The 20,775-nt window shown below is 61.2% G+C and carries 20 protein-coding genes; 11 read left to right on the forward strand and 9 right to left on the reverse strand.

Annotated elements, in window-relative coordinates:
* Nucleotides 1-39 precede the first annotated feature (39 nt).
* Nucleotides 40-849 (reverse strand): polyprenol monophosphomannose synthase, encoded by an 810-nt coding sequence (locus tag IEW18_RS12055; protein ID WP_188558113.1) that lies wholly within the window; start codon nt 847-849, stop codon nt 40-42.
* A gap of 207 nt (nt 850-1,056) precedes the next feature.
* Nucleotides 1,057-2,391 (reverse strand): protoporphyrinogen oxidase, encoded by a 1,335-nt coding sequence (gene hemG / locus IEW18_RS12060; RefSeq protein WP_188558114.1) that lies wholly within the window; start codon nt 2,389-2,391, stop codon nt 1,057-1,059.
* Nucleotides 2,392-2,713: 322 nt separating this feature from the next.
* Here hemG and IEW18_RS12065 point away from each other — a divergent pair, with 322 nt between their 5' ends.
* Nucleotides 2,714-3,223: a D-glycero-alpha-D-manno-heptose-1,7-bisphosphate 7-phosphatase gene (locus IEW18_RS12065; protein ID WP_188558115.1), complete on the forward strand. Its 510-nt coding sequence runs from the start codon at nt 2,714-2,716 to the stop codon at nt 3,221-3,223.
* Nucleotides 3,224-3,305: 82 nt separating this feature from the next.
* Here IEW18_RS12065 and IEW18_RS12070 read toward each other — a convergent pair whose 3' ends face one another.
* The 3 genes from IEW18_RS12070 to IEW18_RS12080 all read right to left on the reverse strand — a co-directional run bounded on the left by IEW18_RS12070 (nt 3,306) and on the right by IEW18_RS12080 (nt 5,395).
* On the reverse strand, nt 3,306-3,455 hold the full coding sequence (locus IEW18_RS12070; protein ID WP_188558116.1) for a hypothetical protein: 150 nt from the start codon (nt 3,453-3,455) through the stop codon (nt 3,306-3,308).
* Between the two features lie 209 nt (nt 3,456-3,664).
* Nucleotides 3,665-3,820: a hypothetical protein gene (locus tag IEW18_RS12075; RefSeq protein WP_188558117.1), complete on the reverse strand. Its 156-nt coding sequence runs from the start codon at nt 3,818-3,820 to the stop codon at nt 3,665-3,667.
* A 174-nt stretch (nt 3,821-3,994) separates the two neighbouring features.
* Nucleotides 3,995-5,395 carry a type III PLP-dependent enzyme domain-containing protein gene (locus IEW18_RS12080; protein ID WP_188558118.1) on the reverse strand — a complete coding sequence of 467 codons (1,401 nt, stop codon included), beginning with the start codon at nt 5,393-5,395 and terminating at the stop codon, nt 3,995-3,997.
* Between the two features lie 278 nt (nt 5,396-5,673).
* Between IEW18_RS12080 and IEW18_RS12085 the strand changes: the two genes are divergently transcribed.
* Together IEW18_RS12085 and IEW18_RS12090 are read left to right on the forward strand one after the other, a co-directional pair.
* Nucleotides 5,674-6,648: an arginase gene (locus IEW18_RS12085; RefSeq protein ID WP_188558119.1), complete on the forward strand. Its 975-nt coding sequence runs from the start codon at nt 5,674-5,676 to the stop codon at nt 6,646-6,648.
* Nucleotides 6,649-6,751: 103 nt separating this feature from the next.
* On the forward strand, nt 6,752-7,192 hold the full coding sequence (locus IEW18_RS12090) for a YbaY family lipoprotein (RefSeq protein ID WP_188558120.1): 441 nt from the start codon (nt 6,752-6,754) through the stop codon (nt 7,190-7,192).
* Nucleotides 7,193-7,297: 105 nt separating this feature from the next.
* On the opposite strand, the gene IEW18_RS12095 is transcribed toward IEW18_RS12090, so the two are convergent.
* Complete coding sequence (locus tag IEW18_RS12095; protein WP_188558121.1) at nt 7,298-8,062, reverse strand: TerC family protein; 765 nt, start codon at nt 8,060-8,062, stop codon at nt 7,298-7,300.
* 391 nt (nt 8,063-8,453) lie between these two features.
* On the opposite strand from IEW18_RS12095, the gene argS reads away from it, so the two are divergent.
* Together argS and IEW18_RS12105 are read left to right on the forward strand one after the other, a co-directional pair.
* Complete coding sequence (argS, locus tag IEW18_RS12100) at nt 8,454-10,247, forward strand: arginine--tRNA ligase (protein WP_188558122.1); 1,794 nt, start codon at nt 8,454-8,456, stop codon at nt 10,245-10,247.
* 160 nt (nt 10,248-10,407) lie between these two features.
* The gene (locus IEW18_RS12105) at nt 10,408-10,989 is read left to right on the forward strand and encodes an LOG family protein (RefSeq protein WP_188558123.1); all 582 of its coding nucleotides are present in this window, start codon (nt 10,408-10,410) and stop codon (nt 10,987-10,989) included.
* Between the two features lie 213 nt (nt 10,990-11,202).
* Here IEW18_RS12105 and IEW18_RS12110 read toward each other — a convergent pair whose 3' ends face one another.
* Nucleotides 11,203-12,297: a 3-oxoacyl-ACP synthase III family protein gene (locus tag IEW18_RS12110; RefSeq protein ID WP_188558124.1), complete on the reverse strand. Its 1,095-nt coding sequence runs from the start codon at nt 12,295-12,297 to the stop codon at nt 11,203-11,205.
* A gap of 172 nt (nt 12,298-12,469) precedes the next feature.
* On the opposite strand from IEW18_RS12110, the gene IEW18_RS12115 reads away from it, so the two are divergent.
* From IEW18_RS12115 to IEW18_RS12130, 4 genes are all read left to right on the forward strand, one after another.
* Nucleotides 12,470-13,051: a glutathione peroxidase gene (locus IEW18_RS12115; RefSeq protein WP_188558125.1), complete on the forward strand. Its 582-nt coding sequence runs from the start codon at nt 12,470-12,472 to the stop codon at nt 13,049-13,051.
* A 136-nt stretch (nt 13,052-13,187) separates the two neighbouring features.
* A complete protein-coding gene (locus IEW18_RS12120; protein ID WP_188558126.1) occupies nt 13,188-13,850 on the forward strand; it encodes an HAD family hydrolase in 663 nt (220 codons plus the stop codon).
* A gap of 43 nt (nt 13,851-13,893) precedes the next feature.
* The gene (locus tag IEW18_RS12125) at nt 13,894-14,856 is read left to right on the forward strand and encodes a 1,4-dihydroxy-2-naphthoate polyprenyltransferase (RefSeq protein WP_188558127.1); all 963 of its coding nucleotides are present in this window, start codon (nt 13,894-13,896) and stop codon (nt 14,854-14,856) included.
* Between the two features lie 48 nt (nt 14,857-14,904).
* A complete protein-coding gene (locus tag IEW18_RS12130) occupies nt 14,905-15,459 on the forward strand; it encodes an RNA 2'-phosphotransferase (RefSeq protein ID WP_188558128.1) in 555 nt (184 codons plus the stop codon).
* Between the two features lie 99 nt (nt 15,460-15,558).
* Here IEW18_RS12130 and IEW18_RS12135 read toward each other — a convergent pair whose 3' ends face one another.
* Nucleotides 15,559-17,226 (reverse strand): DEAD/DEAH box helicase, encoded by a 1,668-nt coding sequence (locus IEW18_RS12135; protein WP_188558380.1) that lies wholly within the window; start codon nt 17,224-17,226, stop codon nt 15,559-15,561.
* A gap of 188 nt (nt 17,227-17,414) precedes the next feature.
* The gene (locus IEW18_RS12140; RefSeq protein ID WP_188558129.1) at nt 17,415-18,437 is read right to left on the reverse strand and encodes a Gfo/Idh/MocA family protein; all 1,023 of its coding nucleotides are present in this window, start codon (nt 18,435-18,437) and stop codon (nt 17,415-17,417) included.
* A 130-nt stretch (nt 18,438-18,567) separates the two neighbouring features.
* On the opposite strand from IEW18_RS12140, the gene IEW18_RS12145 reads away from it, so the two are divergent.
* Nucleotides 18,568-19,302, forward strand: a complete 735-nt coding sequence (locus IEW18_RS12145; RefSeq protein ID WP_188558130.1) for a class I SAM-dependent methyltransferase — start codon at nt 18,568-18,570, stop codon at nt 19,300-19,302.
* Between the two features lie 57 nt (nt 19,303-19,359).
* Nucleotides 19,360-20,709 (forward strand): CaiB/BaiF CoA transferase family protein, encoded by a 1,350-nt coding sequence (locus IEW18_RS12150; RefSeq protein WP_229728721.1) that lies wholly within the window; start codon nt 19,360-19,362, stop codon nt 20,707-20,709.
* Nucleotides 20,710-20,775 lie beyond the last annotated feature (66 nt).

Genomic DNA, 20,775 nt, shown 5'->3' on the forward strand with positions numbered 1-20,775 from the left:
AATATGCCGCGCCGGGCACCCGAACTGTGCCCGAAATACTTACCGGGTTTCCGAGGCGGAAGTTGCCGACTGCACCGTTAGGGTAGGGGTAGCCGTAACCGACCCGGCTGGGGCCGCTGCCCGGTTAAACTGCCGAAACCAGCTGCTGATCTTCATTTGCACCACCCCAAAGAGGGCTTCCTTGAAAATGCCCTTGCTCATTTTCGAGGCTCCCCGGGTCCGGTCGGTGAAAATAATGGGCACTTCCTTGATGCGAAAACCATACTTGTAGGCCAGCCACTTCATCTCAATCTGGAAGGCGTAGCCCACAAACTTGATGTGCTCCAGCGGGATAGTACGCAGCACCTGAGCCGAGTAGCATTTGAAGCCCGCCGTGGCGTCCATAATGGGCATGCGCGTAATCAGGCGCACGTAGGCCGAGGCAAAGTACGACATCAGCACCCGATCCATGGGCCAGTTGACCACGTTCACGCCCTGAATGTAGCGCGAGCCAATGGCCAAGTCGTAGCCCTGGTGGGCGCAGGCGTCGTAAAGGCGAATCAGGTCTTCGGGGTTGTGGGAGAAGTCGGCGTCCATCTCGAACACGTACTCGTAGCCCCGGGCCAGGGCCCAGCGGAAGCCGTGAATGTAAGCGGTACCCAGGCCCAGCTTGCCCTTGCGCTCCTCCAGAAACAGCCGACCGGCAAACTCCGGTAGCAGCCCGCGCACAATATCCGCGGTGCCATCCGGCGAGCCGTCATCGATGATGAGCACATCGAAATGCTGGGGCAATGAGAAAACCTTACGGATGATTAGCTCCGCATTTTCCCGCTCATTGTAGGTTGGTATCAGGACAAGCCCGTTATTCATTGCCGTAAAGGTAGAAGTTTGTTTCGTGTGCCGCCGCAAAGCTGGGCCGCAACCACACGCAAACTTCGGGTGGTAGCTACAGATGCAAAAACACGGTTCCGGGTTGCCTCTTTACCGGGTTGTGCCCTCTGGCTAACATGCGAAACGAAGGCTTAAGTTCTGGCCGTGGTAACCGCAATAACCAGCCAGGAAAAGGACGACTCGCTACTAGCGCCCGGCCAGCGTAGCGGCCAGGGCCCGGGCGTGCCGTACGCAGTCGGGCACCCCGACGCCGGCCCGCCAGTTGGCCGTTACGTGCAAGCCCTGGAGCGCCAGAGCATCAGCCGCGGCATGAGCCGGCACAATGCGGGTATCGAACTGCGGAATGGCCCGCTCCCAATAGTAGCGGTGCTGCCACAGGGGCTGCACGCCGGCGCCCACCCCATAGAAGCGGCTCAACTCCTCGTGCACGGCGGCTTTCTGCGCTTCTGCCGGCTGGCGGGCCTGGGCTTCGTACTGGCTACCCCCCACGAAGGTGGTAAACAGGACCTGCCCGGGGGGCACCCGATCGGGAAAAATGGAGCTGGTCCAGATGCTGCCGGCAGCGTAGGGCTGCTCCACCTTCGGATGCAGGGCCCCAAATCCATCAAGCGGGTGCTGCACCGCGGCGCGCGGATAGGCCGTGTACACAGCCGTCATGGGGGGGTAGTACACCTGGGCCAGGGCAGCCGCGGCATCCGGAAACTGGTCCTGGAGCAGCGGGGCGGCGGCGTAGGTCGGCAGGGTCAGCACTACGTGGTGGTAGAGACGGGGAGCGGGGCCGGCCGTGGTTTCCAGCTCCCAGCGGCCGTCATCGGGGCGGCGGTGCAGGGAGGTAACTCCCTGGCCGAAATGGGCGCGGCGCAGCTTCCGGGCCAGGGTATCAGGGAGGGTTTGCAGGCCTTCGCGCAGCGTAAAGATGCGGCGGCGGCCCGCGGCGGCACTTTTGCTTTTCATCAGCCCGCGCACTACGGAGCCGTGCTGCTGCTCCAGCGCGGCCAGCTGCGGAAACGTTTTGTGCAGAAGCAGTTGCTCCGGGTCGCCGGCGTAGATGCCCGAAATAAATGGGTTCAGGGCGTAGTCAACCACCTCCGGGCCGAAGCGGCGGCGGAAAAAATGGGCCAGCGTTTCCTGCGGGTCAGCCGGGGCGGCCGGGCGGGTGAGCTCCCGCAGGAGGCTGAACCGGGTTTTTAGGCTGAAGAAGGAGCTGGTCAGCAGCTTCGGGGGCGAGGCGGGCAACTGCTGGTAGCGGCCCTGCCGCAGCACGTAGCGGTTCTGGCTGACGGCCGCCGCATCCTGAATTTGCGGCGTCAAGCCCAGCCCGTCGAGCAACTCCCGCAGCTCCTCGGAAAGCTGCAGGGAGTTGGGACCAGTTTCCAGCAGGTACGGGCCGTGCTGCTCCGAGCGGATGGTGCCGCCGGGGCGGGGCGAGGCCTCAAACAAATCGTAGTCGATGCCGGCGCGTTGCAGATACCAGGCCAGGGTAAGGCCTGAAATGCCGCCGCCCAGAATTGCAATGGCCATATTTATTTAAGTGATGGGGTGATGGGGTGATGAGGTAAATAGTGACAGGTAAATGGTGACAGGTAAAGGGTAATGAGGTAAAGGGGATGAGGTGATAAAGTAGAAAGGGACGCAAAGGTAACAGGTTGGGGCAGGGCCTTACCTTTGCCCGGCTAAGGTTATTTCATATCCCCCCTCACCGCTCCCTGACTATCTACTTATTACCATTTACCTCTTATTACCATTTACCTCATCACCCTTTACTTCATCACCATTTACCTGTCACTATTTACCTCATCACCTCATCACTTCTTCACCCCATCACCCCATCACCTAACACAACATGAACAAAGCTGTATTTCTGGACCGTGATGGCGTGCTAAATGAAGAAATCGGGCACTACGTCTGGGAACTGGAGAAACTGGTGGTGCTGGAAGACGTGCCCGAAAGCCTGGCCCGCCTCAAGCAAGCCGGCTACTACCTCATCGTGGTAACCAACCAGGCCGGCATTGCCAAGGGCCTGTACACGGCCGCGGAAGTGGAAGCCTGCTACCAAAAGCTGCAGCAAGCCACCGGCCACGCCCTCGATGCCTGCTATTTTGCCCCGGCCCACCCCAGCGTTTCGGAGTCGTTGCTGCGCAAGCCCGATTCGCTGATGCTGGAAAAAGCCCTGGCTCGGTTTCAGCTTGACCCCGCCCAGTGCTGGATGGTGGGCGACCGGCTGCGCGACATGCAAGCCGGCCACAAGGTAGGCGTGCGCGGCATTCTGGTCGGCACCTCCGAGCCCGCCGACTACCAGCCCCGCGTGGCCAACCTGCGCGCCGCCACCAACCTGATACTAGCCGGCCGCTAGCCTCTGAAACGCCCGCAGCGGCCTCCTTCCCTAAGGAAAGAGGCCGCTGCGGATAGGGGAGCCAGAGTAAACGCGGTGAGAGTTACTGCCGCTCTGGCGGGGTAGCCGTGCTGGCCATGGCCGGGGCGGCCACGCGGGTGTCGGGTTTGGTAGCTGAGTAAGCCGGGCACTTGGTCCGGCAAGAAGCAGTACCCATCAGCGCGACAACGCTCAATAGGAGTAGTTTCTTCATGGGAAAATGCAATAAGGTGATGTGCGGAAGCCCAACCAATCAATTCAACAGCAGCGCTTTCCACGGACTAACGATTGGCTAACAGTGAAATTGTCTAGTTCGTTCTAAATAATAATTTAACTGATAAGTACAAAAAAAGCCTTCTTCCGGCAGGAAGAAGGCTTTCAGCAAACAGGTTTGCTACCTAGCGGTTGCAGCAGCACCGGGCCTTACTGGCGCTCCGTAGCCGGGCCGTGCTGGGCCGTGATGGTGGAGGAAATGCGCGCGGCATCTTTCGTGCTGCTGTAGGCCGGGCACTGGGACTTTTTGTTGCAGGAGCTGAGCCCAAGGCCGGCTACGCAAGCGAGAAGTAGCAATTTTTTCATGAGAGGTAGTGAAATAAGCGAAGGGGCCAGGCCCGAATGTACGTGTCAGCTGGTAAAGGTAGCCGAACCGGCAACGGCTTGCAACTCACCGCGCCCCGACTTCGACCAGCAGCCTGCCATACTCGATAAAAAACGGGAGCTTCCGCGGCCGGAGGCTCCCGTTTTTCACGTGTTTCAGGACTGGTAGCCCAGAATCCGCATCATCGACTCGCCGGATTGCTCCTCGGCGAAAACCCGGTCGGTGAGGGTGCCGTCCTCGGCGCGGTCCAGAATAACCATTTTCGGGGCCGGAATCAGGCAGTGCTTCACGCCGCCGTAGCCCGAAAGGCTTTCCTGGTAGGCTCCGGTGTGGAAGAAGCCCACGTACAGAGGCTTGGCATCGGCCGGCTTGCGCTCGGGCAGAAACACCTGATAAATGTGCTTTTCGGCGTTGTAGTAGTCCTGAGAGTCGCAGGTGAGGCCGCCGAGTTGGATTTTCTTGTACTGCTTGTTCCAGCCGTTGAGGGCCAGCATGATGAAGCGCTGGTTCAGGGCCCAGGTATCGGGTAGGTTCGTGATGAACGAGCCATCAATCATGTACCACAGCTCCTTGTCGTTCTGCAGCTTCTCGTCCAGGATGCTATAGATGGTGGCGCCCGATTCGCCCACCGTGAAGATGCCGAACTCAGTGAAAATGTCCGGCTCCGGCACGCCTTCTTCCTCGCAGATGCGCTTGATGGTGCGCAGTACTTCGGCAATCATGTAGGGGTAGTCGTACTCCTTCTGAATGCTGGTTTGAATGGGCAGGCCCCCGCCAATATCAATGGTAGTGAGCGTGGGGCACACCTTGCGCAGCTCGCAGTACTTATGCACGAAGCGGCTCAGCTCCGACCAGTAGTAGCTGGTGTCCTTGATGCCGGTGTTGATAAAGTAGTGCAGCATGGTCAACTCAAAGCGCGGGTCGTCCTTGATCTTCTGCTGGTAGAGGGGCAGCGCGTCGGTGTAGCGGATGCCCAGGCGGGAGGTGTAGAACTGGAAGCGCGGCTCCTCGTCGGAGGCCAGGCGCATGCCTATGTTGCACTTCTCGCGCACGTTGTCGTGGTAGTAGTCTACCTCGTTGGGCGAGTCCAGGATGGGCATGCAGTTCACGAACCCGTCGTTGATGAGGCGGGTGATTTCGTACTTGTACTCCTCGGTTTTAAAGCCGTTGCAGATGATAAACGTGTCCTTCGTGACCTTGCCCTTGGCGTGCATGGCCCGGATGATGTTGGTATCAAACCAGCTGGAGGTTTCAATGTGCACCCCGTTTTTCAGGGCTTCTTCCACCACGAAGGAGAAGTGGGAGGCCTTGGTGCAGTAGGCGTAGGAGTACTTGCCCTGGTAGCCGGTTTGCTCGATACCCGTGCGGAACCACTCCTTGGCCCGCTGAATCTGGGAGCTGATTTTGGGCAGGTAGGCCAGGCGCAGGGGCGTGCCGTGCTTTTCTACCAGCGCCATCAAGTCAATATCATGGAAGCGCAGCTCGTTTTGCTCCACCCGAAACTCGTCGGTCGGGAAATCGAACGTCTGCGAAATCAGGTCGTGGTAGGTATCCATTAAAGGCGTTTCTGAGGAATGGGAAGTGAGGCGAAAAAGGCCGGGCCGCTGCGTGCAGCACAGCCGGGCAGTGGTATAAAGGTTGAGCTTGCCAGATTTCTAAACCCGCCGGCTTTTTCCGAACTTAGGACCCGCAAAGATACCCCCTCGCGGGGGTTTTGGTTGTGCTTTGTTCGTTGGTTGCGCCGGAAGGTCCGCGCGCGTCAAGCCTGAGTGGAAGCGTTTTCGCTCAATCGGCAAGCATCTAAACCACCTAACCTCTTTTCTGCCAATGTAATATGCGACGCATTAAGCTTCTGGAAGTACGCTCCGAACTCGGGGCCGGAACCCGTGGTGCCAGTCTGGGCGTGGATGCCCTGAAGGTGGCCTGCCTCAACAAGGGTTCTGACTACTTCCGTCGGTTCAACTCGGTTAGCGTGCCCGATTTGAACCACGTGCTCTTCGAAAAAAACCATTTTCCGAAGGCCAAACACATCGATTCTATCTACACGGTGCAAAAAGGTATTGCCAGCGCCGTAGAACAGACATTGCGCTTCGGGGAGTTCCCGCTGGTACTGGCCGGCGACCATAGCAACGCCTCCGCCACCATTGCGGGCATTAAGGCGGCCTACCCCCACAAAACGCTGGGTGTGGTTTGGGTTGATGCCCACGCCGACATCCACTCCCCATTTACTACCCCCTCGGGTAACATGCACGGCATGCCGCTCGCCATCAGCCTGGGCGATGATAACCGCGAGTGCCAGCGCAACCACGTGGAGCCCGAAACCGAATTCTTCTGGCAGAAGCTCAAAAACCTGGGCGAGCCTGGGCCCAAAGTCACCGGGGAGCACTTGGTGTACATTGTAGTGCGCGACACGGAGTACGAGGAAGACGCCATTATTGACCGCCTGGGCATCAAAAACTACAAGCTGGACGAGGTGAAGGCCAAGGGCACCCGGCAGGTAGCGCGCGAGGTGTTCGAGCGCCTGCGCTTCTGCGACCTGGTGTACGTATCCTTCGACGTGGATTCCCTGGATTCGCGCTTCAGCAAGGGCACCGGCACGCCGGTGGAGGAAGGCCTCAACGTGGAGGAAGCCATCAGCCTGTGCCGCGCCCTGCTCGACAACGACCGGGTCGTCTGCTTTGAAATGGTAGAAATCAATCCTACGCTCGACAGCGAGAATACCATGGCTACCAATGCCTTCGATATTCTGGAAGCCGCCACCGACGCCATTCAGAAACGGCTGCGCCTGGAAGAAGTAGTCAGCCGGTAAGGGCGGGGCTGCTGGCAGCGTGGTGCAGGCGCTTGACAACCAGGAAAAAGCGGATACATTCGTGCCTACCCGTTGCGTTTGTATCCGCTAGCTTTCCTTGCCCATGAAATCAGGTTTGTTGTATGCTCTTGGGTTGCTGCTGCTGGCCAGTTGCACGGCTACCCCTTCGGTTCCCTCCAAACCAGGTGGCCGAACTACGCCCGTGGTCGTGAAAGACTCTATTACGGGCACCGTGGCTTACCGGGAGCGAATGGCTCTGTCGCCGACGGCTGTGGTGCGGGTACAACTGCAGGATGCCTCTTTGCAAGATGTAGCTGCTATCGTCATCGATTCAGTGACCATTCGGCCCAACGGCCGGCAGGTGCCGCTGCCGTTTACCCTGCGCTACGACACGGCCCGCATCCAACCCAACAACACCTACACCCTGCAGGCCCGCATTACGGATGGCGGCCGGCTGCTGTTTCGAACCGACGTGGCCTACCCGGTACTCACGCGCGGCAACCCCAAGCGCGTGGATTTGCAGCTGCGCCGGGCCAGTAACTAAGCCGGTGCAGCACCCGCCCCTCAGCCCACATGACAACGCCCGGTTACGGCTAGTAAGCTGCAAGCGGGCGTTGTCATGTAGGCTGAGGGGCGCTGAGTTGCAAACTCACCGGCTGCCCTGGCGGTAGGGCACTCCAAACAGCCAGGAGGTGAGCAAGGGCACGGCAAATACGGCTACCGTCAGAATCGTCAGGCCCACGTCGGCGGTTTCACTGGCCAGGAAGTGGCTGAACGGATGCTGGGGCAGGTAGTGCTCGAACAAGGACAGCAGCAGCTTCAGGCCCAGAATGCCGATGACGATAAACGCGGCCGTTTCCAGAAACGGGTACTTGCCCATGAGCAGCACAAAGGCCTGCGCTACCAGCCGCATGGCCAGAATCCCGATGAACACGCCCCCGCAAATCAGAATCAGGTTGTCGGTGAAGGCCACCACGGCAAACACGTTGTCGATGGAAAAAGCCAGGTCCATGAGCTCAATCAGGGCCACCGTGGCCCAGAAGGGGCCAATCAGGCCCAGGGTATGCCGGTAAAACCAACTTTTCTCCTTGTCCACGTTTTCTTCCTGCGAGCCGTGCTTGCTCGCAAACTGGCTGTACGCCAGGTACAGCAGATACAGGCCGCCCAGGGGCTTCAGGTACCAGAACTGAATCAGGTAGGACGCAAAAAGCAGGCACAGCCCCCGAAACACGTAGGCTCCGATAATGCCGTAGCGCAGCGCCTTGTGGCGCTGCTCCCGGGGCAGGTCGGAAACCATGGTGGCCAGCACGGCGGCGTTGTCCACGGAGAGCAGGCTTTCGATGATGACGAGGTTACCCACAATGGCCAAGGCGGCCAGGGGATTGTCGAGGATTTGCTGGAGATGAACGTTCATGCGTGGGGCGCAAGTTACGGGTTGCAACCATACACGCAGGCAGGCGGGCTGGGGTTAGGGCCATTTGCGAGCGGGCGCCCCCGGGCGGCGGGGCCCTAGCCGGGACTCCGCGTATTTTTTCAGCCGGCATCCGGCCGGGCTTTCTACCTTTGCAGCTGCGGCCGGCCGGTGAGCCCGCCACCCTTATTCGTTATGAAGCCGATTCTTTGGAACCGTACGCAACGACGACTCTAGCGTAAGCTGGGGCCTGCGCGGCTGCTCTACTCCCACGTTTTGGAGTAGCGTGCGGCCGCCTAGCCCGTAGTTTACGCGGTATCCGTTCCTCGTTTTCAAAGTATTCATCTTCCGGAAGCCCGGGGTCATCCGGCTTCCTTTAAGCGATTCGCTTTCTGTGCAACAACTCGAACAAACCCTCAAGGCGGCCCTCGGCGCCGCCATCAAGAACGTATTTGACGCCGAGGTAGCCTCGCCCCAGCTCACGTTGCAGCCCACGCGCAAGGAGTTTGCCGGCCAGTTTACGCTCGTCACGTTTCCCTTCACCAAAACCCTGGGCAAAGGCCCCGAGCAAATCGGGCAGGGCATTGGGGAGTGGCTGGTGCAAAACGAGCCGCTGGTGAAAGGTTACAACGTGGTCAAGGGCTTCCTGAACCTGGAAATTGCCGATACGGCCTGGGTGGAGCTGTTCGACCGGCTCCGCCAGCAGCCAGCCGGCGCGCCCATAGAAACCGGCGGCCCCCAGAACGTAGTGGTGGAATATTCTTCGCCCAACACCAACAAGCCCCTGCACCTGGGCCACCTGCGCAACAACTTTCTGGGCTACTCCGTGGCCGAGATTCTGAAGGCTACCGGCGCTACCGTCAATAAGGTGAACCTGGTCAACGACCGGGGCATTCACATCTGCAAGTCGATGCTGGCCTACCAGCAATACGGCAACGGCGAAACCCCGCAGCAGGCCGGCATCAAAGGTGACCATCTGATTGGCAAGTACTACGTGCTGTTTGAGAAGCACTACCGCGAGCAGGTGCGCCAACTCGAAGCCGAAGGCGTCGCCGCCGACGTAGCCAAGCGCCAGGCGCCGATGATGCTCGAAGCCCAGGACATGCTCCGGGCCTGGGAAGCCAACGACGAGCAGGTAGTCAGCCTCTGGCGCCAGATGAACGGCTGGGTGTACGAGGGCTTCCACGAAACCTACCAGACCATCGGCGTCGATTTCGACAAGTACTACTACGAGTCGGGAACCTACCTGCTGGGCAAGGAGCGGGTAGAGGAAGGCCTGCAGAAAGGCGTGTTCTTCCGCAAGGACGACGGCTCGGTGTGGGTGGACCTGAAGCAGGAGGGCCTGGACGAGAAGCTGCTGCTGCGCGCCGATGGCACCTCGGTGTACATCACCCAGGACCTGGGTACGGCCGAGCTCAAGTACCAGGATTTCACTTATGACCTGTCCGTCTACGTCATTGCCGACGAGCAGAACTACCACATGCAGGTGCTCAAGGCCGTGCTCAAAAAGCTCGACAAGCCCTACGCCGACGCCATTTACCACCTCAGCTACGGCATGGTGGACCTGCCCTCGGGCAAGATGAAAAGCCGGGAAGGCACCGTGGTGGATGCCGATGAGCTGGTGCGCGAAGTGGTGGCCGCCGCCCAGGCGGCTACCCTGGAAAAAGGCAAAACCGAAGGCCTTACCGACGAGCAGGCCGCCGAGCTCTACCACATGCTGGGCCTGGGCGCCCTGAAGTACTACCTGCTGAAAGTAGACCCCAAGAAGCGCATGCTCTTCAACCCCGAGGAGTCGGTGAGCCTGGAAGGCCATACCGGCCCCTTCATCCAGTACTCGCACGCCCGGATTTCGGCCATCCGCCGCAAAGCCGCCGAGCTGGGCATTGCCGAAGACGCCTCGCTCACGAGCCTCACCGAGCTACACGACACCGAGCGGGAGCTGGTGCAGGAGTTGGGTCGCTACGCCGCGGTAGTAACCGAAGCCGCCCGCACCCAGTCGCCGGCCCTGGTGGCCCAGTATGCCTACGACGTAGCCAAGGCCTATAACCGGGTGTACACCGAGGTGGAAATCTTCCGGGAGGCTGATGCCACGAAAAAAGCGTTCCGCATTGCCTTATCGGCCCAAACGGCCCGGGCCATCAAGACCAGCATGGGCCTGCTCGGCATTCAGGTGCCCGAGCGGATGTAGATAACTCATCAGAACGTCATGTCGAGCGGAGCGAGACATCTCGCTCCGCTCGACATGACGTTCTTTTACTTCTCAGCAGCAATGCCAGTGACTGGCGTTGCTGCTGTTTTTCTTTTGTCATTAACCTAAGCGAGGCGCTTTTGCTACCTCGTATTTTTCTATGAAAAGCGTAGCCGTGTATTGCGGTGCCAGCAGCGGCACCAACGAATTGTTTACTCACCAGGCCCAGGCTATGGGCCGCGCCCTGGCCGAGCGGGGCATGACCCTGGTATATGGCGGCGGCCGCGTGGGCCTGATGGGCGCCGTAGCCGACAGTGCCTTGGCCCACGGCGGCAACGTAATTGGCGTTATTCCCGATTTTCTGGTGGAAAAGGAGGTAGAGCACCGGGGCGTCACGGAGCTGCACATCGTCAAGAGCATGCACGAGCGCAAGCTGTTGATGGCCGACCTGGCGGAAGGCTTCGTGGCCATGCCCGGCGGCTACGGCACGCTCGAGGAGCTGTTCGAGGTGCTGACCTGGGGGCAGTTGGGCCTGCACCGCAAGCCCATTGGCGTACTCAACGTAGCTGGCTACTACGACCACCTGCTCCGTGCCCTCGACCACATGGCCGACGAAGGCCTGCTGCGCCGCGAAAACCGCAACCAGCTCCTAAGCAACCCCGACCCCAGCGCCATGCTCGACAGCATGCTCGCCTACCAGCCCCTGAACCTGGAAAAATGGCTGACCCCGCGCACTACGTGAGGTGGTGAAATAGTGAGCTTGACGTGCTGTCTTGGCGAGGAGGCACGACGAAGCCATCCGTCCTCTCTTTCGTGATAAGCCTAATAAAATGACGAGCCCTTGACGCTACCATACGTCAAGGGCTTCTCACTTTATTAAGCTGGTCACAAAGGAGAGGACGGATGGCTTCGCTCTGCTCGCCATGACACTTTACCTGCTCAAGTACTACCTCCCTTATTCTCCTTGTTCCGGCATACGGTACACCACGGCGTTGCAGTTCATGCCGGCCCCCACGGAGGCAAACAGGATGGTTTGGCCCGGAGTGATTTCGTTGCCGTTGAACTGGTGCTTCACCAGCAGGTCAAAAAGGGTAGGCAGAGTAGCTACCGATGAGTTGCCCAGCCAGGATATGGTCATGGGCATAACTTCTTCCGGAATGGTAGTTTCGCCGTACAGGCTGTAGAGGCGCTTGAGAATGGCATCATCCATCTTGCCGTTGGCCTGGTGCAGCAGCAGCTTGTGCATGGCCGCCAGGGGTAGGCCTGCTTTATCGAGGCAGTCTTTGATGGCCTGGGGCACGGTTTTCAGGGCGTACTCATACAGCTTGCGGCCTTCCATTTTCAGGAACAGTTCCTGGCCCTCGTAGGCTGGATTGTAGGAAGCGCCCATGCGCAGCAGGTGGGCCGCCTGCACGGTATCGGAGCGGGTGCTGTGGCACAGGATGCCCACCGGCTCGTCGCTTTCGCGCGCTTCCAGCAGCACGGCCCCGGCCCCGTCGGCGTAGAGCATACTGTCCCGGTCGTGGGGGTCGCACACGCGGGAAAGCACCTCGGCCCCAATAACCAGCACGCGCTTTGCGTCGCCGGAGCGCAGGTAGTAGTCGGCCTGAATAAGAGCTTGCAGCCAGCCGGGACACCCGAACGGGAGGTCGTAGGCAATGGTCTGCGGGTTTTCGATGCCCAGCTTGTGTTTAACCCGGGCCGCCAGACTCGGAACAAAGTCAGAGCGCTTGTTGGCGGCGCTGACGTCGCCGAAGTTGTGGGCCACCAGGATGTAGTCCAGCTGCTCCGGATCGGCGCCGCACGAGTGCAGAGTATCCTGGGCGGCCAGAAAGGCAATGTCAGAAGTTACCTGGTCGTCGGTGACGTAGCGACGCTCCTGGATGTCAGTGATTTGTGCAAAACGTTCCACAATCTCCGCCCCCGACTTGGGCAGCCGCGTGCCGGTGGCATCAAAGAAGGAGGAAGAAATGAACTCCTCATTTTTAACAACTCGTGAGGGGAGGTAGCTGCCTGTTCCGGTAATGACCGAATGGAGAGTCTTACGCATAACAGAAAGTGCGGAATGAGGACGCAACTATGTGTAAAAGTAGGGCCTTTTTAGCAGTGGCGGCACGCAAGTCAGAAAAACAACCCGCTTCAATTGTACCTTCGCTGCGGGCCAGAACCTGAACATTGCGTCAGGTTGGCGGTTGCTTGCTGACCCATTTGTCCAACTTCCCATGAAAGCTTTGCTCCTGTCGGGGCTGCTGGCCGCGGCTGGCTTTTCCTGCAACTTTACCTCGTCCCCTACCTCCGCCATGACTACCGAAACCACCGCCCCGGCTACCGGCACCGTGTACGACTTCACCGTCAAGAGCATTGATGGCAAAGAAGTGAAGCTCAGCCAATATAAAGGTAAAAAGCTACTCATCGTCAACACGGCCTCGGAGTGCGGCTACACTCCGCAGTATAAGGAGCTGGAGGAACTCTACCAAAAGCACGGCGACAAAGTAGTGGTGCTGGGTTTCCCGGCCAACAATTTCGGCGGGCAGGAGCCCGGCACCGAAGCCCAGATTGCCGCGTTCTGCGAGAAAAACTACGGCGTTACGTTTCCGCTGTTCAGCAAGATTTCGGTGAAAGGTTCCGACACGGCGCCGCTCTACCAGTTTCTGGCCGACAAAGCCAAGAACGGGGCCGTGGCCGACGCCCCGAGCTGGAACTTCTGCAAGTACCTGGTAGATGAAACCGGCCACGTGGTGGCCTTCTATCCTTCCAAGGTAAAGCCCATGAGCGACGAGCTGGTGGCGGCCATCCTGAAGTAGGCCCGGCCCCTGACCTGATGCGCGGCAGCCTGCCCCGTCTGTGCTTCTGCTGGCACGGCGGCGCAGGCTGCTTTTTTTGGCCAATAGGTAGCGGTGGGTTTTCCTACCTTCGCGCCCGTAACTAACCCCTGCCCGCATGGTACGCACCGTTATTTTTGACATGGATGGAGTAATTGTGGATACCGAGCCGGTGCACCGCTACGCCTATTTCAGCCACTTCCGGGAGCTGGGCATTGCGGTACCGGACGAGGAGTACGCCACGTTCACCGGCCGCTCCACCAAGAATGTGTACCAGTACCTCAAGGACAAGCACGGCCTGGCCCAACCGGTAGAAGAATTGGTGATGATGAAGCGGGAGTTTTTCAACCAGGCCTTCGATGAGAAACCCGACCTGGACCTGCTGGAGGGCGTGCGCGTGCTCATCGAGGAGTTGCACGCGCACGGCATGCAGCTCATTCTGGCCTCCTCCGCTTCCCACTCCACCATCGACCGGGTGATGCGGCGGTTTGCCCTGGGCCCTTACTTCTCCCACGTGGTAAGTGGCGAGGATTTTCCGCGCTCCAAGCCCGATCCGGCCATTTTTGTGCATGCCGCGTCTCTGTCGGCAGCTCCCCCGGCGGAGTGCGTGGTAATTGAAGACTCCGCCAACGGCGTCACGGCCGCCAAGGCTGCCGGCCTGTACTGCATCGGCTACAACAGTGAGCATTCCCCGCTTCAGGACCTGAGCCATGCTGATCTGGTCGTGGGTCATTTCCACGAGCTGACCGCCGCCCGAATTGCCGCCCTTGCAACCGTGTAGCTAGCGGCACTCGCCGCAAGCGCGCCCGATACTACCATTCCTTATGGCAACTTCCTCTTCTGCCGCGCCCGCTACCCCCACGAGCCCGGCCAAAGCCTGGCTTTCGGCCTTCCGGCCCCGCACGCTGCCGCTGGCCCTGGCCAGCATTATGGCGGGCGGATTTCTGGCCGCCAGCCACGGGCAGTTTCGTGGCTCCGTAGTGGGGCTGGCGGCCCTCACCACCATTCTACTGCAGATTCTGAGCAACCTCGCCAACGACTACGGCGACTCGCAGAACGGCGCCGACAGCGTGCACCGCGAGGGGCCGCAGCGGGCGGTGCAGAGCGGGGCCATCAGCCCCCAGCAGATGAAAAAGGGCATGGGCGTGTTCGGGCTGCTTTCCTTGCTGAGTGGTTTGCTGTTGCTGTGGGTGGCTCTGGGCACGGCGGGCGCCTGGATTTTTCTGGCCTTCTTCGGGCTGGGTTTGTTGGCCATTTGGGCGGCCGTCAACTACACGGCTGGCGCCAAGCCCTACGGCTACGCCGGCCTCGGCGACCTGTCGGTGTTTATTTTCTTCGGGCTAGTGGGGGTGTGCGGCACGTACTTCCTGCAAGCCTACAGCCAAGTGGACATCTGGACCCAGGCCCTGCCGCTGCCGGTGCTGCTGCCGGCCGCCGCCCTGGGCTGCTTTGCCACGGCCGTGCTCAACGTCAACAACATCCGCGACATCCGCTCCGATGAGCTGGCCGGCAAAATCACGATTCCGGTGCGGCTGGGCCCGGTGCGCGCCCGCCGCTACCACTGGCTGCTGCTGCTGCTGGGCTTTGGTAGCGCCGTGGTGTACGTGGCCCTCACGTATCACTCGCCCTGGCAGTGGCTGTTTCTGCTCGCGGCCCCGCTGCTGCTGCGCAACGCTACTCAGGTGTGGCAGCGCCAGGACAGCATGCAGCTCGACCCGCTGCTTAAGCAAATGGCCCTGACAACGCTCGTGTTTACCCTGCTTTTTGGGCTAGGGCAGGTGTTGTAAGTGGTTGAATGTCCTCTTATTGCTGGTGAATCTTAGAAAAGCATCCTTATGCTCTCCGAGAAAGAAACCACCCGCCTCAGCAAGCTACTCAGCTTGGTGCTGCGCCACAACCCGGGCTACCTCGGCCTGATGCTGGACGCGCAGGGCTGGGTTGAAGTTGATATGTTGCTGGCTCAGGCCAAGGCACACCAGGTACCGCTCACCCGCGAAAACCTGCAGTATATCGTGGAAACCAACGCCAAGCAACGCTTCCGGTTCTCCGAGGACCAGCAGCGCATCCGGGCCAGCCAGGGGCATTCGGTGGAGGTAGCCTTGGGCTACGCGCCCGTACCGCCGCCCGACGTACTGTACCACGGCACAGCCACCCGGTTTCAGGCTTCTATTCAGCAGCAGGGACTCCAGAAAATGAGCCGTCAGCACGTACACCTGAGCGCCGATGTAGCCACTGCCCGGCAGGTAGGCAGCCGCCACGGCCAACCGGTAGTGTTTGCAATAGAGGCTGGCCGCATGCACGCTGATGGCTACGCATTTTATCAGGCCGACAATGGCGTGTGGTTAACGGAGGAGGTACCCGCTAAGTACCTGCAGTTGCTGGAGGGGTAGGGCGTTGGTGGTAGCTTTACACCGTGCTTTTCTCTAGTGCCAGCAACGCGAAAGCCCCCGCTGCAAGTGCAACGGGGGCTTTCCTATTCATTCTCAACCTTACTCGGCGCTAGGCGACACTGGTACGGCGGCAGTTGCTTCGGTAGCGCCACCCTCCGGCCGGGGCCCGCGGCCACTACGGTTACGGCCGCCCCGCTTGCGGCGGCGCTGGCCTTCCGATTTCTCGCCTTCAGCGCGCGGCTCGGTGCCTGCTTCTCCTTCGGGACGGGGTGCCCGCGGGACTCTCGGCTCCCGGGCCCGGCTGGCACCGTCTTTCGATTCACCCTCGGGCCGTGGAGTACGCTCCCGGCGGGGGCGGCTCTCGCCGCCTTCCGGGCGGTCTTCCCGGGGTGGGCGCTGGTAGGGCTGGGCAGGTGCCTGGCCGGCATCGAGAGCAGCCAAGGCGGCCTGGGCTTTGGCAATCCGCTCCTGCTGCTGCGCATCCGGCTTGCCGTCCCGGTCGGGGCGGGGGCCCCGGCCGCTACGGCCGCCTTCGCCCCGCGGGCCTCGGTCGCCTTCTGGGCGCGGGCCCCGGTCACGGCCACCACCGGAGCCACCGCTGCGGCCACCGCTGCGGCCACCGCGCTCCGGGCGGCCGCCGACTTTGCCGCGCAGGCCGCTGAAACGCTTGGGGTCGAACTCGGGCGCTTCGCCCAAGCCCAGCTCCTCAGTGATATTCTTCTTCTCGATTTCGCGCTCAATCAGCTTCTCAATCTTCACCACGCGGTCCTGGTCCTGGTCCGAAATGAAGGTGATAGCCGTGCCTTTAGTAGCAGCTCTTGCGGTACGACCAATCCGGTGCACGTAGTCCTCGGCAGCGCGCGGAATGTCATAGTTCACCACGTGGCTCAAAGAGTCAATATCGATGCCGCGGCTGAGCACGTCGGTCGCTACCAGGATGGGGAACTGCTTGTTTTTGAAGGCGCGCATGATTTCTTCGCGCTCCTCCTGGGTGCGGTCGGAGGAGATGCCGCGGGCCTCAATGCCGAGCTTGTTGATAGCCCGCACAATGCCGCCTACGGCTGCTTTCTGCGAGGTAAACAGCACCATGCTCTGCACATCCTGGGTTTTGATAATGTGCTCCAACAAATAAATCTTCTGGCGGTCGAAAGCCAGGTAGAACTGCTGGTCGATGCCGGCGGCGGGCTTCGATACGGCCAGGCGGATTTCCTCGGGCTGGTTTAGAATCTGCTGCGAAAACTCCCGGATTTTGTTGGGCATGGTGGCCGAGAACAGCAGGGTCTGGCGCTCCTTGGGCAACTGCCGCACAATGTTGAGGATGTCATCGGAGAAACCCATGTCCATCATCTTATCGGCCTCATCGAGCACCAGGTACTTCAGGTCCTCGAACTTGACGTAGCCCATTTGCATGTGGGCAATGAGGCGGCCGGGCGTGGCAATGATAATGTCGGCGCCGGAGGTGAGGGCGCGCTTCTGCTGCTCCCAGCCCTCGCTTTTGCCCCCGCCGTAAATGGCAATGGAGCTGGCCTCTACGAAGTAGCCGAAGCCGGTTACCTGCTCGTCGATCTGGGTAGCCAGCTCGCGGGTAGGTACCAGCACTAGGGTAGAGGTAGTGCCGTGCTTGGCGTGCGAAATTTTATCGAGCAGGGGTAGCAGGTAGGCGGCCGTTTTGCCGGTACCGGTTTGGGCGCAGGCAATCAGGTCTTTGCCCTCCAGGATTTTGGGAATAGCCTGCTCCTGTATGGGCGTGGCATTCTGGTAATTCATGGCGTCCACGCCGGCCAACAGGTCGTCGTGGAGGTTAAAATCGTGAAACTTCAAGGTTCAGCGAATTAGGATGATGAAATGGCTGACCTTGTTGTCCGGTCAGCAAACCGCTTGTGTAATGCTAACAAAGATAGGAGGAATTCGTGCCCTGCGGTCGGGCTTAGGCCGCGGCCGTTGGTCTGGCCCGGCTAGGCTACCGGACCGGCCAGCATTTCCAGCTGCCAGCGCAGCTCCTCCGCCCGCACCGGAAACGGCTGACCTTCCCGAATCGTCTGGTACACGGCATCAAACAAGCCGCTGTAGTTGCCCCGCGGCGCGGCCAAGCTGGAGACCGTAGCTACCGTGTCTTGCACGAGGGTGAGCTGGCCCTCCGCGCCGGCAGGCTCCTGCCCGTAATCCGCAGCCGTGGGCAGCAGGCCCCGGTCGAGCTGGGTTTCCTGCACGTCGGCGCGCTGCTTGTGGAAGGAGCCGCGGGTGCCGTGCAGCACGTAGGCCGGCACCGGGGCGGCCGTCAGCAGGCTACCCGTCACAAACACGTTCAGTTCGCCGGGGTAGGCCAGGTGGAAGTGGAAGTAGTCGTCGACCCGGGAATCGGGACGGTGGCTGGCCAGGGTTTTGTGCACGCGCTCCGGCCAGCCAAATAAGCTCAGGGCCTGGTCGAGCACGTGGGGGCCGAGGTCGTAACTCAGGCCGCTGCCAGGGGTAGCGGGGTCCTCCTTGAACACCTTGGGGTTCAGGGCCGCCTTGTAACGGTCAAAGCGAAAATGAACCTCTGTGAGCTGGCCCAGCTGTCCGCTTTCTACTACCTCTCGCACCAGTTGAAAGTCCGAGTCCCAGCGGCGGTTCTGGTAGGCCAGCAGGTGCAGGCCACGCTCCTGGGCCAGTTGCAGCAGTTCATCCAACTCAACGGGGGTAGTGGCCACCGGCTTTTCGATGAGCACGTGCTTGCCGGCCAGCAGGGCCTGCCGGGCCAGCTCCGCGTGGGTGTTGTTGGGGGTGTTGATGATGACTAGCTCCAGGGCCGGATCGGCTAGCAGCGCGGCCACGCTCTGGTGGCTCTGCACGCCCGGGTACACCTGGGCTGCCTGCTGGCGGGTGCGTTCCACCACGCTCCGCAAGGCAAAGCCGGGGTGAGTGTGCACAAACGGGGCGTGGAAAATGCGGCCCGACATGCCGAAAGCAAGCAGGCCGGTTTGGATAGAGTTGGTCATATTGCGCGGGAAGTAGCCGGGCGGAAGCGCCGAGCCGTGCACAGCCGGCCAGCGGCGCCGGCTTGCCGTGCAGCAACAATACTAGAGCCCACTTGCCACAAACCAAAACCCTGCCCCTAAAAACCACCCCATGCTCGACCGTTTCTCAACCCAGGCCGACCTGTACGCCCGTTACCGCATCGACTACCCGCCGGCCCTCTACCAGTGGTTGCTGCCCCAGGTGCCCGGCCGGGAGCAAGCCTGGGACTGTGCCACCGGCAACGGGCAGGTAGCGGTGGTACTGGCCGAGCACTTTAAGCAGGTGGAGGCCACTGACCTCAGCGCCGCCCAACTGGCTCAGGCCCCGGCCCGGCCCAACATCCGCTACCAGCAGGCCCCGGCCGAGCACCCGCCGTTTCCGGCCGCTAGCTTTGACCTGGTAACGGTGGCCCAGGCCGTGCATTGGTTTGACATGGCCGCGTTCAACGAGGAAGTGGTCCGGGTGCTGCGACCCGGCGGGGTAGTGGCCGAGTGGGGCTACGGGCTGGTAGGCATCAGCCCCGAGCTGGACCCGCTCGTCCGGGAGTTTTACGCCCACACCATGCGCCCGTACTGGGATGCCAACCGCTGGCACATCGACGATGAGTACGCCCGGCTGCCGTTTCCGTTTGCCCACGTGCAGCACGCCCGGTTCGCGGTGCAGCGCGCCTGGACGGCCGAATGGTTTCTGAACTACCTGCGCACTTGGTCGAGCGTGGTGAAGTACGAGCAGCAGCACGGCCAGGACCCGGTCCTGCGCATTGCCCCGGAGCTAACCCAGCGCTGGGGCCCGGGCGAGCGGCTGGTGGAGTTTCCGGTATTTGCGCGGCTGGGTCGCAAAGAATAGTCAATGCCGCTGGTTGACTATCTGACTGAACAGGACATTGGGGCGTAATTTGCCGCTATGACAAAGCAAGAAAGTGCCCAGGTACTAACTGGTTGGCAAACAAGCATCACGGAGGTTGCTAGCGGAGTCTATAAAGTCGAGCTGACGGATAAAGATGGGCGCAGTGTAAGCCGGGTGGGGCCTGACGTAGAGGCTATGCGGAAGCAGAACGTAGCCGATGCAAAAAAGATAGAAGGCCCCGCCCCGCCGCCAGAAACGTCACTAGCAGCGCTGCCCCTCAGCGGCCTGCGGGTGCTGGAGCTGGCCTCGGTGCTGGCCGGGCCGCAGGTAGGGCAATTCCTGGCCGAGCTGGGAGCCGAGGTGCTCAAGGTTGAAGCCCCGGCCGGCGACGTCACCCGCACCTGGCGCACGCCCTTCGAGACGGCGGCCACCCCCGTATCGGCGTACTTTTCCTGCGCCAACTGGGGCAAGCAAAGCCGGGTGCTGGACCTGACTACCCCCGCCGGCCGCGCCGAAGTGCACCGTTTGGCTGCCACCACTGACATCGTGCTGGCCAGCTACAAGCCCGGCGACGCCGAGAAGCTGGGCGTAGACTACCACACCCTTTCAACGCTGAACCCGCGCCTGCTCTACGGCCACATCACGGGCTACGGCCCCACGGCCCGCCGCGCCGGCTACGATGCGGTGCTGCAGGCTGAAACCGGGTTTATGCACCTGAACGCCGCCGGCCCGGGTCAGGAGCCCCAGAAAATGCCCGTCGCCCTGGTGGATTTGCTCACGGCCCACCAGCTCAAGGAAGGCCTGCTCACGGCCCTCTACCAGCGGCAGCGAACGGGCCAGGGCGCGCTGGTACAAGTTTCCCTCTGGGATAGTGCCCTGGCTTCTTTGGCCAACCAAGCCACGGCGGCCCTGGTCACGGGCCACGACCCCGCGCCGCTGGGCTCCGGCCACCCCAGCATCGTGCCCTACGGTACCGTGTACCAGGCCGCCGACGGAGTGCGCCTGCTACTGGCCGTGGGCACCGACCAGCAGTTTCAGCACCTGTGCGCCGTGCTTTCCCATCCGGAATGGGCCCAAGAAGCTAGATTTCAAACCAATGCGGCGCGGGTAGCGCACCGGGCGGAGTTGGAAAAGTTGCTGCGCCAGCGCCTGGCAGAAGTACCCGGCGCGGAACTACTGGCCGAGTTGGAGAAGCGAGTAGTGCCGGCCGGAGCCGTTCGGACGGTGGGGGAGGCCCTGGCGCAAACCGCCGCCCAGCCCATGCTGCTGCCCCCAACCCCGGCGTTTGCGCACGCCGGCCTGCGCACGGTAGCTTTCCGCAGCAACACCTGGCCCGTGGCCGAGCGCCTACCCCCGCCGCCGGCGCTAAACAACGCGGCTTCGGAAACAGAACAGTACGATGCGTAGCGCCTTGGGCTGAGAAAAATTCTCAGGCACCGAAATACGCCAAAATGCAAGCGTATTGGGAGAGTG

It is taken from the genome of Hymenobacter glacieicola, assembly GCF_014640315.1.
GTDB lineage: Bacteria > Bacteroidota > Bacteroidia > Cytophagales > Hymenobacteraceae > Hymenobacter > Hymenobacter glacieicola.